Source organism: Acidovorax sp. SUPP3434 (assembly GCF_030159015.1).
Classification (GTDB): Bacteria; Pseudomonadota; Gammaproteobacteria; order Burkholderiales; family Burkholderiaceae_C; genus Paracidovorax.
On the sequence record NZ_BQXL01000002.1, the window covers coordinates 288898 to 304913 of the forward strand.

A 16016-nucleotide genomic window follows, 5' to 3' on the forward strand; every position below is an offset into this window, starting at 1 on the left:
TTTCGGGCTTATGGAAATCAGTGGCCGAGCGCGGCGGCAATGCGCTCCCTGGCCCGTGGCCAGACGTCAGGGTTGACCAGTCGCTCAGGTCGCTCGCCATCCGAGAGCAACTGCAAGATCTGTGTGGCGGCCAGCGTGGCGTTGTTGCGCCGGGCTTCATGTGTGACACCGGCCGTGTGGAACGTGGCCACGACATTCGGGAGGCGCAACAGGGCATGGTTGGCGGGTGGAGGCTCCTGGTCCCAAACATCGAGACCTGCACCCGCGAGATGGCCGTTGGCGATTGCGGCATGCAGGGCGTTCTCATCGTGAATGCCGCCGCGTGCGGTGCTGACGAAGATGCTGCCCGGCTTCATCGCTGCGAATGCGGCTGCGTTCATCAGCCCGAGGGTGCTGGCATTGCGCGGGCAGTGCAGCGAGACAATGTCGGAACGACGCAGCAATTCATCCAGTGGCACGGATTGCGCACCTCGTGCACTCAGCTCGGCGTCGTCCAGGGCGGGATCAACGCCCAGCACTTGCATGCCGAAGGCCCGACCCAGCGCTGCGGTGCGTCGGCCGGTTTCGCCGACACCCACAATGCCCAGTGTGCGTCCGCGCAGTTCGTGGCCCATCAGGTCTTCGCGACTGAAGCTGCGTTGGTCCGAGCGCAGCAACGCATCCGATTCCGGAATGCGGCGCAGCACCGCCAGCATCAGGCCGAGTGCCAATTCGGCCACCGAATCGGCGTTGCCGCCGGCCTGGTTCATGACCACCACGCCAGCGCGCGTACACGCTTCGATGTCGATGGTGTCGCAGCCTGAACCACTCGACGAAACCGCCAGCAGCCTGGGGCAGCGTGCCAGCAACTCAGCGCTGACGAACCAGCGTCGCGGCAACTCATCCTTGGCCGCAGTAATCTGCAGCACTTGCGCTTGGGCCAGCGCCTCCCATGCTGCACTGTCAGCGCCTTCCCGTGCGCAGGTCTGCAATGTCACGCCAGGGGCTGCGGAGATGATGCGATTGAAGGCCGGGTCCAGCCAATAGTCGAAGCGGACGACCTGGCTCACAGAACCCCCTTCTCGCGCAGCGTGCGTTCAACCCAGCTCCGGTCGGCGCGGCCTTCAGCGATGGCCTGCAGCGCATCGGCTTCGATGCGTTCAATGGCTTCAACACGTGCCGCAATGTCTTCGGCCTCTTCGGGCGGCACCGCCAGCAGGCCATCGCCATCGCCAACCACAATGTCCCCGGGATGCACCACCATCCCGTCAATGGTGACTGGCACATGCAACTCGCCTGGACCATCCTTGTATGGGCCACGGTGTGCAACGCCGCGTGCATACACCGCCAGACTATGTTGACCGATGGTGTCGCTGTCACGAATCAGCCCGTCGATGACGATGCCTGCCGCGCCGCGCGCGATCAGCAGCGCGAGCATGATTTCGCCAATGATGGCGTTCGGACCCACTCCGCCGGCATCCACCACGATGACGTCACCCGGTGCGCAGGTGTCGATGGCGTGGTGCACCATGAGGTTGTCACCAGGCCTGGTGCGCACCGTCAGCGCACGGCCTGCGAGTCCACCCTCGCGTTTGTGGAACGGTTTCAGCGACGAGGTTCCGGTGGTGCGGCTCATGGCGTCGCTGATGTTGGCGACCTGAAATCCACGGTACCGCGCCAAGAGTGCGTCACTCACGACGGTCGAGGGGCGCGCATGGATGTGGAAGCCCTGGATTTTGCTCATGGTTGGTTAGAAGTGATGGGGAAATAGTCGGTCGGACTGGCAACTGGACGGATGCAGCGGGATGTGATGTCGGCAATGCGCGTGAGCCCCAGCATGGCCATATCGCGAGAAATTTCTTCGTGCAGCAGGGCGATGGCATGGGCCACGCCGCCTTGTCCTGCGACCGAGGCGGCATAGTTGAAGGGCCGGCCCACGAATACGCAGCGCGCCCCGAGGGCCAGCGCTTTGACGACGTCGGTACCGCGGCGAACGCCGCTGTCGAGCATCACCGGCATTTCGGGAACGGCGCGTGCGATGGCGGGCAACACGCGCAGCGGTGCCACCGCACCGTCGAGCTGACGCCCTCCATGGTTGGAGACGATGATTCCGTCGACGCCATGGTCGCGTGCATGCACAGCGTCCTCTGGCGTCAGGATGCCCTTGACCACGAGTTGATTCGGCCAGCGCTTGCGTATAGCTGCCAGATGCGGCCAAGCCAGGTGAGCGCGGTCTGAGAAATCGCGCAGCACATCGGAAGAAAGGATGGGTGCGCCACGCATGGCGTAGTTGTTCTCGAAGTGGGGCATGCCATGCAGCAGCAGCGTCTTCAGAAACGTACCCAGCAACCAGCGCGGATGGCTCAGGCCTTGCCAAGCCAGCGAAAGGCTGGGCTTGAGCGGCGTTGAAAAGCCTGCACGCACATTGTTCTCCCGGTTCGCTGCGACGGGTGTGTCCACCGTGACCACCAGGGTCTGTACGCCTGCGCCTTGCACGCGATCGAGCAGGCCATGTATTTGCGCAAGCTCGCCTGGCAGGTAGGCCTGGAACCAGGTTTGCGGAGCGACCGCCATCACCTCTTCGAGCCGAATCAACGAAGAGCCGCTCATGATGGCTGGCACATTGGCTTGCTGTGCTGCCTGGGCCAGCACGACATCGCCACGGTAGGCCGAGAGCGCGGAAATACCCATAGGTGCGAGTCCCACCGGCGTGGCGTAGCGGCGGCCGAAGAGTTCGAATCCGAGGTCGCGTTGCGCGACGCCGACCAGCATGCGTGGTCGGAAGGCCAAATCACTGAAGGCCCGGCGGTTCTCCGCCAGCGACTGGTTGTCCTCTACGGCGCCGCTGATGTAGGCATAGATAGGCCGAGGCAGGTGGCGGCGGGCCAACTTCTCGAAGTCGTCCAGGGACAGCACCTGTCGGCAGGCTTTGGGTATGCGTGGGGGAGACGAAGGCATGGCGCAACAATGGTGCGCCGGTTGATATTGAAAGAAAAGAGAAAAAATTCGAACTTTTGATTTCGCTTTTCGTAAACTCAATTCATGACTCTCAAGCAACTCGAGGCCTTCTACTGGGCCGCCACTTGTCTCAATTTCACGGTCGCGGCTGAACGGGTGCACCTGTCCATCTCTTCCCTGTCCAAGCGCATTGCTGAATTGGAGGTCTCGCTGGGGACCCTGCTGTTCGACCGGAGCGGGCGGTCAGCCGAGTTGACGCCCCATGGCGAACTGCTGTTGCCGCGTGTTCGTGCGTTGCTGCACGACGCGGCCCAGTTGCAGCAGGCCATCGGTCAAAGTACTGGGTTGCAAGGGCGTTGCCGGATTGGCTTCGGCGAACTAAGTGGACTGACCTGGCTGCCGAAGCTGGTGCAGAAGGTGGCCGAACTGCATCCTGCGCTGCAGTTGGAGCCGCATACCGACATTGGCCAAGTGCTGGAGCAGCGCATCGTGGATGGCGAACTCGACTGCGTGGTGATCGCAGGCCCCTCATCGCGCAGTACCTTGGCTTTCGAACGCGTAGCGCAGGTGCGATTCGTCTGGGCTGCAAGCGAGGCATTTCTCGTGAAAGCCGGTACCGACTTGCCGCAGCGGCTGGTACGCGAGCAGATGCTGATTGCCCTGCCTGAGGGCTCAGGTGCTACCCGCATTCTGGATGAATGGCTGAGCGGCCAATCGATGAGCGTCGAGCGGCAGCTCAGCTGCAACAGTTGGGGTGCGGTGGTGGGAATGGTGGCCGAAGGCCTGGGCTTCACGTACATGCCCCACGGGTGGGCCGAAGCGCTGCAAGCTCGCGGGATGCTGAGGATTCTGTCTGCAGGCAATGCGTTGACACCCCTGACCTATACCGTGCAGTGGCGGCGCGACGATGTGAGGCCGCTCATCACCGAAATGCGAAAAATCATCAAAAGCGTCATCGACTTTTCCGCCCCCCGCTGCTTGTGCTGAAAAGTGCAGAGTGATCCATCGTGATCTCGGATACGCAGGCGCAGCGCGCTTTTGATTCCGAACAGTGCTCGTCGACACTTCGATGCCAGATCCCAATCGCAGCAACATCACCCGAAACGGTCAGCGATGCTGGTTCGGAGAATTGCGTTGTCGTCGGCACGATGTGTGCCGGCACACCTTTCGCTGCAAGTGCGGGAGCTGTGACGGGCTTGCTTCAGGGCGCCGGCGCAGGCAGCGCCTGTCGCCGCTCCTCACAAAATCCCCGTCCCTCCTCTACCAGCCACTCCCGGACCTGCTCCATGGCCGGGCTGGGATGCGCGGTGGTCACAAACGAGTAAGACGCGCGCGACAGCACGCTGCGCTGGAGAACCGGCACCAAACGCCCTGCCTTGATGTCCTGCAATACCAGTGCGGCCCGGCCCATGGCGATGCCCTGGCCGGCCAGGGCGGCGCCCTGAGCCAGTTGCGACAGGTTGAATTGCTGGCCGCCCGCCCACGGCGGGGGCGTGGCGCCCACTTGGGTAAACCAGTGCTGCCATTCCTCGTACGTGTCGGCGCCATCCCATGCGCTGCCGTCGTGCAAAAGCCAGTCACGCTGCAGGTCCTGGGGGGATGTGATGGGCAGATGCCGCGCCAAAAATTCGGGGCTCGCCACGGGCAGGAGCCACTCATCAAGAAACACCGTTGCGTTCAGATCACGGTAGCCGCCCAAATCGAAACGCACTGCGGCCTCGATACCGTCCCGCACCATGCGGGTGCGGTCCAGCCTGTGGAACTCGCCAAACACCCGCAGGCCCATGCTCGGATACTGGTGGAAAAATTCGCCCAGCCGGGGCGTGAGCCAGCTCATGGCGAACGACGGTGAGCAACTGAGGGTGGCGGTAGCGGTCTCCTGCGGCCGGCGCATCTGCGCCAGGGTGTTTTCGATCGCGGTGAAGCTCTCGCGCAGTACCACAGCCAGCCACTGGCCCTCGGGCGTGGGCACCAGCGCGCGCGGTGTGCGAAGGAACAGCGGACGGTGCAACCAATCTTCGAGGTGCTTGACCTGCTGGCTGACGGCGCCTTGGGTGATGCAAAGTTCGGCAGCGGCCTTGGTGAAGCTTCCATGGCGGGCGGCTGCATCAAAACAGCGCAGCCAGGCGAGCAAGGAGGCGGAGAGGTGGATGTCCATTACTTTGGCTAATGCGTTCGCCACTATAAATGCGTTGTGACAACGGGGTGACGGGCGAAGAATGCGTTGCAGGGGCCCCTTTGGAAAGAGGCCCGAAGACCGCGTCCCATTGCTGCCAAAACCCGATATGTCCCATTCAATCGACCATTACCCGCAGGCTGGATTTGCCGCCTTGGCAGTCCGCCTCCGGCAGGCCCAACCGTGCCTGTGGATCAATCCTGAGCGCTTGGCACATCCACCGGCCATGTTGGAGGCACTGGGGCGCAGCATTAGTCTGGATGATACGAAAGCCGCTGCCGCTCGCCTGAAACGTTTCGAGGCATTGCTGGCACAGGTGTTTACGGAATTGGCAGACGCGGAGGGCGTCGTGGAGTCGCCCCTGCTGCCGGCTGCCGCGTTGAAGCCTGTGCTTGGCCTGCCGCCAGGGCAGGGCAACCTGTTCATTAAGGCCGATCACCGCCTGCCTGTGGCGGGCTCCATCAAGGCGCGGGGCGGGATGCATGAGGTGCTGGAGTTCGCCGAACAGCTGGCGCTGAAGCATGGGTTGGTGTCGCAGGGCAGTGACGAACATGCCTACCTTGCGTTGGCCGGCACTGCGGCACGCGAAGTGCTGGGACGCTACCAAGTGGCAGTGGGATCTACCGGCAATCTGGGGTTGAGCATCGGCGTGGTGGCCTCGGCTCTGGGATTCAAGGCGGCGGTACACATGTCGGCCGACGCCAAGGAATGGAAAAAGGAGCGTCTGCGCCAGCGTGGCGTGCTGGTGGTGGAGCATGCGGGCGACTATGAGCGCGCAGTGGCCGCCGGTCGCTCCCAGGCCGGAGCAGATCCCACGTGCCACTTCGTGGATGACGAGCAGTCGTTCTCGCTGTTGCTGGGGTACAGCACCGGGGCCTTGCATCTGCAAAAGCAGTTGGCAGAGCAGGGCATCGTGGTTGATGCCGGTCACCCCCTCATCGTTTACCTGCCTTGCGGGGTGGGCGGAGCACCTGCGGGCATCACCTTTGGCCTGCGGCAGTTGCTGGGACCCCATGTGCATTGCTTCTTCGCGGAGCCGGTTCAGTCGCCATGTTTCCTGGTGCAGATGCTGGATGGGCAAGCCGGCTTGGCAAGCGGTTCAGCGCACCCTTCGGTATATGACTGGGGCCTGACCAACCAGACGGAGGCCGATGGGCTGGCCGTGCCGCGCGCTTCGTTGCTGGCGGCTGAATTGATGGCGCCGCTGCTGTCCGGGGTGTTCACGGTGGCGGACGACACCTTGTTCGCCCATTTGGTGCAGGTGCTGGATGCGCTGGGCGAGCGCATCGAGCCCTCGGCCGCGGCAGGCTTCAGCGGCCCCGGCATGCTGACCGGCACCGACCCGGGGCAGGCTTGGCTGCGCAGCACCGGCGTGGGCGAAGTGCTGCCCCAGGCCACCCACCTCGTGTGGACCACTGGTGGGCTCTTGGTGCCCGATGCGCAGTACCAGGGCTTCGTGGAGCGCGGGCGGGCTTTGCTTGCCGCGCGTGACTGACGCGGGGTGCGGCTGCGGCCTTTCTCGGCGTCTCTTTTTTTTCTATACCTTTGTTTGACCCTTGGAGCGAATGTCATGAACCGCAAGAAGCTGCTTTTGTCCGCTGTGATCTGTGCCCTGGGCGTGGCTTCGTGGGCCCGTGCCATGGCACAGGAGGCGCCATTCCCTACCAAGCCCATCACGCTGGTGATTCCGTTTCCGCCCGGCGGCGCCACCGACGTGCTGGGCCGGCTGATTGGCAAGAAGATGGGCGATCTGCTCGGGCAAAGCGTGGTCATCGACAACCGCGCCGGGGCGGGCACCACCATTGGGGCTGCTTATGCGGCCAAGGCAACGCCCGACGGCTACACGTTGCTCATGAGTTCAGGCACGACCTTTACCGTGAACCCTGCGGTGCGCCCCAAGCTGCCCTACGACCCGGTCAAGAGCTTCGAGCCCATCGGCATTGCCGGGCGCACCAGTCTGATCCTCTTGGCCAACAAGGACGTGCCGGCGGCTGACGTGAAGCAGTTCGTGGCTTTGGTGAAGGCCGCACCCGACAAATATTCCTATGGTTCCTTTGGCGCGGGCACCACGTCGCAGTTTGCAGGCGAGATGTTCTTTCACGCTGCGGGTTTGAAGATCCAGCACGTGCCCTACAAGGGCAGTGCGCCAGCCATGACGGACCTGATGGGTGGGCAGATTCCGTTCACGGTAGACACCGTTTCGGCGGCGCTGCCGCAGCTCAAGGACGGCAAGATCAAGGCCATTGCCGTCACGGCGGGCAAGCGTTCGGCCCTGCTGCCCAAGGTCCCCACGCTGGTGGAAAGCGGATACCCCGGCCTGGAGATGGACACCTGGCTGGCCATGGTGGCGCCGCGCGGGCTGCCGCCCGCCGTCAAGTCGCGGCTGGAGTTGACCCTGGCCCAGGTGGTGTCGGACCCGGAAACCCGCGACAAGATGATCGCCGTGGGATTCGAACCTGCCTATGCTTCGTCCAAAACGGTGGCCGAGTTGATCGACAGGGAACTGCCCCTGATGCGCGCCATTGCCCAGCGAGCAGGCATCACGGCCGATTGAGAGCCACTCCGCGCTGTACTCCCCCGTGCCATCGGGTAGGACGGTGCCAGCGCGGCAGAAAGACTTTGCGCTGCGGCCACTGCTTTGGACTGCCGCAGGTTCGGAGGCTGACGGTGTTTTGCAGACATCATGGATAACGAATGGACACGCACTGCCAAATCGACAAGGAGACGAATACCCCATGACCGCCCCCAGCACGCTGGTCGAGTTGACCGCCAACGAACTGCGTCACCGCATCGGCAGCCGAGAGGTATCGCCGGTGGAACTGCTGGACGCCTGCATCGAACGCATCGAGGCGTTGAACCCGTCTGTCAACGCCATCACGGCCACCTGCTACGACCGCGCCCGCGCTGAGGCCAGGGTGGCCGAGGAGGCCGTGCTGCGCGGCGAGCCGTTAGGCCTGCTGCATGGCCTGCCGCTGGGCGTAAAGGATCTGGAAGCCACAGCTGGGCTACTGACCACCTATGGCTCGGAAATCTACCGCGACCACATTCCTGTGCAAGACAACGTGCTGGTGGCGCGCCTGCGAGCCGCAGGCGCCATCGTGGCGGGTAAAACCAACATTCCCGAAATGGGTGCCGGCGCCAACTCGCGCAACACCGTGTGGGGGGCCACGGGCAACCCGTTCAATCCTGCGCTGAATGCCGGGGGCTCATCGGGCGGCTCGGCTGCGGCGCTTGCCTGCGACATGCTGCCCGTGTGCACAGGCTCGGACACGGGCGGTTCGCTGCGCATTCCCGCCTCCATCTGCGGCGTGGTGGGTTTTCGGCCGTCACCCGGCGTGGTGCCGAGTTCACGCAAGCTGCTGGGCTGGACGCCTATCTCCGTTGTGGGCCCAATGGGCCGCACGGTGGAAGAAGCTTGCCTGCAACTGGCCGCGACGGCGGGCATGTCGGCCGGCGATCCGCTGAGCTACCCGCTGGACCCCACGAGCTTTCAGTTCCCCGAAACGGTGGACCTGGGCCGCCTGCGCGTGGCGATCACGGAGGACTTTGGTGCCTGCGCGGTGGACAACGGCATCCGCGCCGTGTTTCGCACCAAGGTGCAAGCCATGAAGCACCTGTTCGGCACCTGCGACGCGATCGACATGGACCTGGGCGACGTGCACCGCTGTTTCGACGTACTGCGCGCCGAGGCCTTCGTGGCCGGCATGCGCGAAGCCTACCAGCGCGACCCGAACAGCCTGGGGCCCAACACCCGTGCCAACTACGAAATGGGTGCCGCCATGACGCTGCTGGACAGCGCCTGGGCACAGGCCGAGCAAACGCGCATTCTGGCGCGGTTTCAGGCGCTGTTCGAGCAGTACGACGTGATCCTGTCCCCTACCACGCCCGTGTCTCCCTTCGCATGGAAGCAGCTGTTTGCCAGCCACATCAACGGCGAGCCGCAGGCCAATTACTACCGCTGGCTGGCACTGACCTATGTGACCACGCTCACCACACACCCCTCGCTGAGCCTGCCGTGCGGGCTGGACGACGTGGGCATGCCCTTCGGCCTGCAGATCGTGGGGCGCTTTCGGGCAGACCGCCACACGCTGGGCGTGGGCCATGCGATGGAGCAGGCCTTCAAGGGCATCGCCGGGCTTCACCGCCCAAGGCCGGACCTGGCCAAGTTGGTGGCAACCCGTGTGGAGCCCGCACTGACCTCGATCGTGACCGGCGCACCCGATCCGCGCGATGTCCGCAGCCTGCCGCGCGATGACCGAGCGGCCTCGGCGGCGAAGGTATCTGCGGTGTGATGGGGGAGCGTGAGATCATGCAATCAGTGGACTACATCATCATCGGCGCAGGCATTGCAGGTGCCTCGCTGGCCTGGCAATTGGTCAATCGGGAGGGCGAGAACGAACGCCCCGACGTGCTGCTGCTGGAGCGTGAATCGCAGCCCGGTTATCACACCACAGGACGTTCCGCGGCGCTTTACATGGCCACTTACGGAACCCCCAATATCCAGGCGCTCACACGAGCAAGCCGCGCTTTCTATGACGCGCCGCCGCCCGAGTTCGGAGCGGACCCCATCCTCTCGCCCCGTGGCGTGGTCTATGTGGCGGGGCCTGACCAACTGGACCTGCTGCAGCAGACTTATGACGAAGCCCGGGCCGCATCGCCCAATGTGGAATGGATGGAAAAGGCAGCACTGCTGGCCCAACTGCCATGCCTGAGGCCCGATGCAGTGGCTGCAGGCATGCGCGAGCCCGACGCAGCCGACATCGACGTGCATGCGCTTCACCAGGGCTATCTGCGTGGGCTGCGGCAGCGTGGTGGTCAGGTGCTGACCCATGCCGAGGTAACGGCTCTGCAGCGCCAGGGCGGCGTTTGGCAGGTCACACTGGCAGATGGCCGGCAGCTGCAGGCCGAAACCATCGTCAACGCGGCGGGCGCCTGGGCCGATGTGGTGGCATGCCTCGCCGGCGTGCCGCCCATCGGATTGGAGCCGCGCAGGCGCACCGCCTTCACCTTCGCCGTGCCCGAGGGCCTGGATGCCACGCACTGGCCGGCCGTGGTGGGCATCGACGAAAGTTTTTACTTCAAGCCCGACGCAGGCCAGTTGCTGGGTTCCCCTGCCAATGCCGACCCCACCCATCCGCACGACGTGGTGCCCGAAGAGCTGGATGTGGCCACCGGCATCTATCACATCGAGGAAATGACGACTTTCCAGATCCGCCGCCCATCCCATATCTGGGCGGGGCTGCGCTCATTTGTGCCGGATGGCGACATGGTCATCGGGTGGGACAACCATGTTCCGGGCTTTTTCTGGCTGGCAGGGCAGGGCGGGTATGGCATTCAGAGCGCTGCTGGCGCGTCGCTGCTTGCTCGGCAATTGCTGCGCGGCGAGCCACTGCCTGAGGAATTGGTGCGTGAGGGTTTGGTGGTGGAAGGGCTATCGCCTGCCCGGCTGTCCGCACGGCAAAGCATTCCGGGCCAGGTGACATAGCCCTTTCCTGGCCGCGAAGTCAAAAACCATTCCCCGATCACCGATGGGTGCCTGCATCGCGGCCATGGGAAATCCATGGCGGCCACGGCGATCGTGACCTTGGGCCTGAGAGGTCAGGTCATTTTGTACAGCTGATGGGACTCGGCCAAATTCTCGAGCTGTGCACCGAACTGCTCCGCATGGCTCCAAAAGCGCCGGTCCAGGCCATCGAGCACCTGGTTCGCAATTTCATATTCAGGGTGGTCTTCCGATGCCGTGCGCATGAGGTCGAAGCGCGCCACGCGGTTGGCGGGTACTGGTGCGTCACCGAATACCGCAGCCTTTGCCTGCAATAGAAGGTCCAGGGTCACGGTATCCCCGATCTCCTGGAGCGCATCGACGGTTTCGCGGTAGTGGTTACCGCTGGAGTTGGAGAAGAACTGATCGAAGCCTCCGTTGTGGACCTCGCCAGAAAGGACACTGAGCAAGTAATAAAGCTGGTCGCCATGCGAGAGCGATTCAAAGCCCTCGCCCTTGTACACCCGGTCGACGAGGGCAATCCAATACAGGCGTTCCCGGGATTCTCGATCGGCACGCTCGGCCTCGCGGCGCTGCCGATGTTCCTCGCGACGCTCTTCAATGGAGCGGGTATTGCCTCGCACACAAGGTATGCACAGGCCATCGTTGCTTGCTGCCGTATCGGGGTGAATGGAGTCGCCGCATCTGGTGCATGGAAGACGTTGCAAGGGTTGATTCCTGTCTGTGGATCAAGTCGACTGTGCCGTCCGCTTCGATCAAAAATTCGCGTGTGCGCCTGACGTGGATGACTTTGCCTCGCCGTCCGTCCTTCATGCAAGCGCTGAAACAATTTGCTGCAGTACCACCAAGGGCTGAGGGTGCGCCAGACCAGCATGGGCGTACAAGCTGATCTCGAAGCTCAGAAACCCCCCATAGGTTGGGGTGCCCGTATGGGCTCTCCAGGCTTCGAACGCGCCGATGATGCTCTGCACCGTGCTGGTCGCATTGAATTCAGAGAGTGGGAGGAACATCACCGGAGTCAGGGTTTCAATGGCCGGCGTGGAGCTTGCGACACGGTAGCCATAGGTGGTGCGGACCATGATCTCGCGACCCGTTTCATCGCTGTCGAACAACGCGTTGAACAGTGACGTCAGTGGGTTGGTGGCCACGTCGTTGGTCCAGATGCCGATGGGTAGAGGGGTATCGATGCGGATGAGTGGGATCAGCGGTTCTGAAAACCCCCTCTGCGGGGTTCGGTAGACAAAGGCCGGGCAGGTCAGGGCGCCGTCGGTGCCCAGCAATTGCGCATTGCGTATGACGGCCAAGGTCGCGTTGGCCCGTTGATAGCGAGCCACGTGCAGACCGGAAAGCGTCCATTGGCACGACACAGGGGTAAAAGCCGGCACATTGGGCACGCCTTCACCCGCAGGAAAGCTGTAGTCACGACTCTGGCCCACCGGCGCTACTCCGATGAGCGGGACGTTCACGCCGTCTGCGCAGAGGATGGTGATCTCGGGCCATGCTGCGGGTCCATCGGCTTGCAGTCGCTGCAACGTCAGTTTGCAGTAGGCCGGTGGACTGGTCCCGTCGCCAGCGGCTGTGGTGGCGTGCAGCGTTGCCAGGTATTGATAGCGTTCATGCGGCACACTCGCATCGGTCGAGCCTGGCATGGCGACGCCATGCGCGGCACTTTCGGCGCTGCCGGAAAGGTGTGGCGCCCGATGTCCGTCCATGCGCTGCGTGGCAGGGGGCGAGTCCTGCGAATCATGGCTGGGCCACCAATCCGACCAGAGTGCGCCCACACGTTCGGCCAGGTCGGCGTAGGTATGGAGTGCTGTCACGAGCACCGGGTCCTTCGGCGAAACGCTGGGCGCTTGCAGTTGCCCAAGGATGGCCCAAAGGGGTTCCTGCACGGCCTTGTACTGCGCCAGGGCCTGGAACAGCGTGTTGTCACCCCGGGTCCCGAGGTCGGTGGCAACGGGCGGCTGACCGTTGAATTCAATCTCGATGAGGGCTTGGTCCTGTGCTGCGTTGTCATGGGCATGGATGAACACATAAGACCAGTGCAGAGCCTCTGCCAGCGTGGCTGGGTCGGTCGGCCCTTCGGCCTGATGCGAGACCACGAGCGGCGGGTTGGGGCAGGCGCGCAGCGGCACCGGTACGACCGTCGTGCCCAGCGGCGCGCTGAAGGCCGCGGGTGGGGACCGTTCGAAGTCGCGCAAGAAGCTCAGTCGCTTTGGCGTGCCACTGTCGTTGTCCGAAAGCTCGCCGGCGACCTCCATGTCATGGATGGCATAGTCTGGTTGCAGTGCCACCGCTCGGTGGAAGGCGGGCTGGTCAACATCCAGCGGGAAGGAGACAGTGCCTTTGCGGGTGTTGGCCAGGGCGGTCGCGGCATTTCCCAACTGGCAGATTTTCCACGCGCCTGGATCGTCGGAGACGGAGTCGTGTGCGCCTGCAGCCTGTGGATTGCCCACGTGCCCAGTCCCCCAGAGCCGTGCCATGGACGCGGTGGCTGGGGATGTCACAGCGGCATTGAACTGCAGGATGGCAGCGGTGTCGTAGCCACTCAGCAACTGGTCCTGCAGGCGCTGTTGCAGTGCTTCGCGAGCCGCTTGCCATGCCTCCGAATCGAGGGCACCAATGCTTGTCTCCTGGATCACCAGGACGGGGGAAAGCCCGTTTGCCACGGCGCGGGCCAGAACCTTCTTGGCGGTCATCAGCCGAGCGAGCGCTTCGGGCGCCACTTGTGCAGCGGGCACGGCATAGCGGTCAGTGCAAAGCTGGTCCAATCCCGCCAACCAGATGCGCGCCCATGCCTCCAGGTCAATGCCCTGGTAATCGTTGACAGTGGAGGCACCCCAGCCGCCGGTGGTCTCGTCAATGGATCGGATCTCGACACCAGTCGCGTGCTCCAACGTGTTTGACAGAGGGCGCAGCGCGAAGCTCAGAGGCTGGAGCCCTTCGACGCCAGGCACGCTGGCCTGTGGCGACACCTTTACTTCAGCGATGCCGCCAGGGTCGACGAAAGAGACACCCCATACATCGGCGGGGGTAGTGCCATGCTCCGTGGCCAGCTTCAGGCCGATCACAGTGCTCTCGATGGCAACAGCCAACTGATCCAGCGCGACAGCGTTGCTTTCTTGGCCATCGCCAATGCCGTTGCCCACCGCCACCACCACGCTGCTGTCCTGCACTGCCGCGCCGGGCGCTTCTGTGGTGCCACGCAACGCCGGTAGTACTTGGTCAGCGTCGCGCTTCAGCGTGACCCAGGTACGCAAAGGAAAAATCGCTGCCGGCAATTGCCAGCCGCCAGTGCCGAAGGCAGCGTTCAGTACCGTATCGACCGGCGGCAGAAGCAATTGCGCGCCGGCTGCCAGAAAAGCGGTGCTCTGATTCGCGCGGACCAAGTCCTCGATGGTGATGTCGATCCCGGCCAATGCGAAGCGGCGGATGATGGCATGGATGCTGTCGCCTTGCGCGGTCTCAATGGTGGGCCCATCGGCGACTTGCGATGGTTTGAGCACGAGGCCTGGCACGATCAGCTTCGGCGTGGCCGCATTGGCGCTGAGCAGTGCTGTCGCAGTCAGGCCATAAGCGGTATCCAGATCCTTTGGCGTGGTAGCGCTTGCCAGAAAAGCGGGTGGACAAAGTAGCAGCGCGCCAGCGGCCAATGCTTCGGGGTCGGTGGCGATGGCCGTGGCAAATTCGTCCAGGGTGACGGCTGGGTTGGCGCGCGCGATCAGCGTATCGAAGCTGTCGCCGGCCTGGGTGGTCAGTGGTTGGCCTGCGACGGTGATGACCTGGCCCGGCGCCAGCGTGGCGGGCATGGAACGATTGGTTTCGCACAATGCCTGTTCGTCTGTTTGCTCTTTGGCGGGCGCGGCGTAGGACACAAACAGCGCAGCAATGGTGGACAGTGTTTGACCAGCGCGAACGCGGTAGGGAATGCGCAGCGAAAGGGATATGCCAGGCCATGCCGCCAAGCCGGGCACGGGCAAGTCGCGCACCGCCAGTCCCGCGTTGTGGCGCAGCAGATCGCCCGGTCCGATGGCATGGGCGTGGGCCAAGGCGCCGAGCGGCTCTGCATCCAGGCCTGTGGTCAGCGTGGTTTTGAGCAAAAGCGCCGAACCTGCAGGGAGCAGATCGACCGTACTGACATTGAGTCTGGCCAGCGCACCCATGGCAATGCCGGTGGGGTTGTCCGCCAGCGTCCAGCCGGCTCCGATCAGCCTGCGGTCCACTGCCAGCGTGATATTGGGGCGGAACATGCCTGGTTTGTCTGCGTTGGCCAGGGCGACCATGGCCGCTTCAATCCGTACACCTTTGTCCGAAAAGAGGTGCGCGATGTCGTTCAGGCAGGCTTCGGCGCCTGGATCGCCTTCGGCCGGAACTTGCACCGCCATGCCTTCGGCTTCGAAGACAAAACCCGGCGCCAGCAGAGCGGGGCGGGTGCAGTTGGCCGCCACCAGGCTGGCCGGAGTCAGGTGCAGCGTGGCGGCGAGTGCCGACAGCGGCAGGCCGCCGGTGGGTTGTGTCCGGTCGGTGGTCGGAATCGCCAACTCGATGCCGGGGTTCAGCGGCAATGAGATGTTGTTCGGGTCGGTCAGCACGGCAGCAGGGTCCAGGTCCTCGGCCACCAGCGCTGCCACGGTGCCACCGGCCACGAAAGCGGCATAGCTGGGCATCCACAGGCCCTCGGGTGGTAGGTGCACCAGGGTGCCAATCGTGCGGTCTCGAGCGGCCAAGCCCATCGCCTGCCAATCCACACCGTAATGCGCAGAGACATTGGCCAGCGTGGCTGCTGCGACGGGGTCGGCCATGGCCACGCCCAGCGTTGCAGCCGCTTGGCTGAATGCGTGGCACGCTGCGGCATGGGCACGCAGCGGCGGGATTTCCACCGGCATTTGGATCGGCGTGCCGCCAGCCGGCTGGTTCAGCGAGGTGGCGAGGGACAGTTGCATGTCCGGCTGTACCAACTGCCACATGATGGTTTCGAAGCGGGTCGCGACTTCGCTGGCCGTGGCTGCCGCCGCATCACCCGCCGCTGTGGGTGCGGGCAGCAGGCCTTTGGGATGCATGGCGATGTTCACCGCCAATGTGGCGCCCGTGGTCTCTGGACTGGCAGGCAAAAAACGCCAGGCCATGGTGGTGCCTGGCCAGGATGGGATGCCCAGCACGGCATCTCTGTAGCCGACCGGCGTGTTGTCGGTGTCGGCCTTTGCATCGCTCGATGGGGCGCTGGCTTGAGAGGGAGGGGTGGGAGAGTTCACTGCGGCGCTCATGGTCGCGCGTCCCCTGGCGCTGTCAGGCTGGCCGAGACGGCCGGTGCAACTGCCTCGGGCGCAGCGCTGTTGCGGAATATATCTTGAAGCTCCGCACCGCTGCTGGCCATGGGTGGCGCATGGGACGCGGCACCAA

General features: G+C 64.0%; 11 protein-coding genes. 5 read left to right on the plus strand and 6 right to left on the minus strand.

Features of this window, described 5'->3' with window-relative positions; translation table 11 throughout:
• Positions 1–17: 17 nt before the first annotated feature.
• From AVKW3434_RS05170 to AVKW3434_RS05180, 3 genes are read right to left on the minus strand one after another with little or no spacing between them, the layout of a single operon-like run.
• Entirely contained in the window at positions 18–1049 is a 1032-nt protein-coding gene (locus tag AVKW3434_RS05170) for a hydroxyacid dehydrogenase (RefSeq protein WP_284402979.1), read from the minus strand.
• On the minus strand, positions 1046–1723 hold the full coding sequence (locus tag AVKW3434_RS05175; protein ID WP_284404998.1) for an RraA family protein: 678 nt from the start codon (positions 1721–1723) through the stop codon (positions 1046–1048). Before AVKW3434_RS05175 ends, AVKW3434_RS05170 begins: the two co-directional genes overlap by 4 nt.
• Entirely contained in the window at positions 1720–2937 is a 1218-nt protein-coding gene (locus AVKW3434_RS05180; RefSeq protein WP_284404999.1) for an alpha-hydroxy acid oxidase, read from the minus strand. The genes AVKW3434_RS05175 and AVKW3434_RS05180 overlap by 4 nt, the downstream gene beginning before the upstream one ends.
• A gap of 84 nt (positions 2938–3021) precedes the next feature.
• On the opposite strand from AVKW3434_RS05180, the gene AVKW3434_RS05185 reads away from it, so the two are divergent.
• The gene (locus AVKW3434_RS05185) at positions 3022–3924 is read left to right on the plus strand and encodes a LysR family transcriptional regulator (RefSeq protein ID WP_284405000.1); all 903 of its coding nucleotides are present in this window, start codon (positions 3022–3024) and stop codon (positions 3922–3924) included.
• Positions 3925–4138: 214 nt separating this feature from the next.
• On the opposite strand, the gene AVKW3434_RS05190 is transcribed toward AVKW3434_RS05185, so the two are convergent.
• Entirely contained in the window at positions 4139–5095 is a 957-nt protein-coding gene (locus AVKW3434_RS05190) for a LysR substrate-binding domain-containing protein (protein WP_284405001.1), read from the minus strand.
• A gap of 127 nt (positions 5096–5222) precedes the next feature.
• Here AVKW3434_RS05190 and dsdA point away from each other — a divergent pair, with 127 nt between their 5' ends.
• The 4 genes from dsdA to AVKW3434_RS05210 all read left to right on the plus strand — a co-directional run bounded on the left by dsdA (position 5223) and on the right by AVKW3434_RS05210 (position 10598).
• The gene (gene dsdA / locus AVKW3434_RS05195) at positions 5223–6608 is read left to right on the plus strand and encodes a D-serine ammonia-lyase (protein ID WP_284405197.1); all 1386 of its coding nucleotides are present in this window, start codon (positions 5223–5225) and stop codon (positions 6606–6608) included.
• Positions 6609–6683: 75 nt separating this feature from the next.
• Complete coding sequence (locus AVKW3434_RS05200; protein ID WP_284405002.1) at positions 6684–7667, plus strand: Bug family tripartite tricarboxylate transporter substrate binding protein; 984 nt, start codon at positions 6684–6686, stop codon at positions 7665–7667.
• Between the two features lie 181 nt (positions 7668–7848).
• Entirely contained in the window at positions 7849–9405 is a 1557-nt protein-coding gene (locus AVKW3434_RS05205) for an amidase (RefSeq protein WP_284405003.1), read from the plus strand.
• Positions 9406–9422: 17 nt separating this feature from the next.
• A complete protein-coding gene (locus AVKW3434_RS05210; protein WP_284405004.1) occupies positions 9423–10598 on the plus strand; it encodes an NAD(P)/FAD-dependent oxidoreductase in 1176 nt (391 codons plus the stop codon).
• Between the two features lie 113 nt (positions 10599–10711).
• Here AVKW3434_RS05210 and AVKW3434_RS05215 read toward each other — a convergent pair whose 3' ends face one another.
• Together AVKW3434_RS05215 and AVKW3434_RS05220 are read right to left on the minus strand one after the other, a co-directional pair.
• Positions 10712–11323 (minus strand): DMP19 family protein, encoded by a 612-nt coding sequence (locus AVKW3434_RS05215; RefSeq protein WP_284405005.1) that lies wholly within the window; start codon positions 11321–11323, stop codon positions 10712–10714.
• 102 nt (positions 11324–11425) lie between these two features.
• Positions 11426–15880 carry a LysM peptidoglycan-binding domain-containing protein gene (locus tag AVKW3434_RS05220; protein WP_284405006.1) on the minus strand — a complete coding sequence of 1485 codons (4455 nt, stop codon included), beginning with the start codon at positions 15878–15880 and terminating at the stop codon, positions 11426–11428.
• Positions 15881–16016 lie beyond the last annotated feature (136 nt).

Coding starts and splice junctions, on each gene's coding strand:
- AVKW3434_RS05175 (WP_284404998.1), bottom strand. CDS start 1,723: ATGAGCAAAATCCAGGGCTTCCACATCCATGCGCGCCCCTCGACCGTC.
- AVKW3434_RS05180 (WP_284404999.1), bottom strand. CDS start 2,937: ATGCCTTCGTCTCCCCCACGCATACCCAAAGCCTGCCGACAGGTGCTG.
- AVKW3434_RS05185 (WP_284405000.1), top strand. CDS start 3,022: ATGACTCTCAAGCAACTCGAGGCCTTCTACTGGGCCGCCACTTGTCTC.
- AVKW3434_RS05190 (WP_284405001.1), bottom strand. CDS start 5,095: ATGGACATCCACCTCTCCGCCTCCTTGCTCGCCTGGCTGCGCTGTTTT.
- dsdA (WP_284405197.1), top strand. CDS start 5,223: ATGTCCCATTCAATCGACCATTACCCGCAGGCTGGATTTGCCGCCTTG.
- AVKW3434_RS05200 (WP_284405002.1), top strand. CDS start 6,684: ATGAACCGCAAGAAGCTGCTTTTGTCCGCTGTGATCTGTGCCCTGGGC.
- AVKW3434_RS05205 (WP_284405003.1), top strand. CDS start 7,849: ATGACCGCCCCCAGCACGCTGGTCGAGTTGACCGCCAACGAACTGCGT.
- AVKW3434_RS05210 (WP_284405004.1), top strand. CDS start 9,423: ATGCAATCAGTGGACTACATCATCATCGGCGCAGGCATTGCAGGTGCC.
- AVKW3434_RS05220 (WP_284405006.1), bottom strand. CDS start 15,880: ATGAGCGCCGCAGTGAACTCTCCCACCCCTCCCTCTCAAGCCAGCGCC.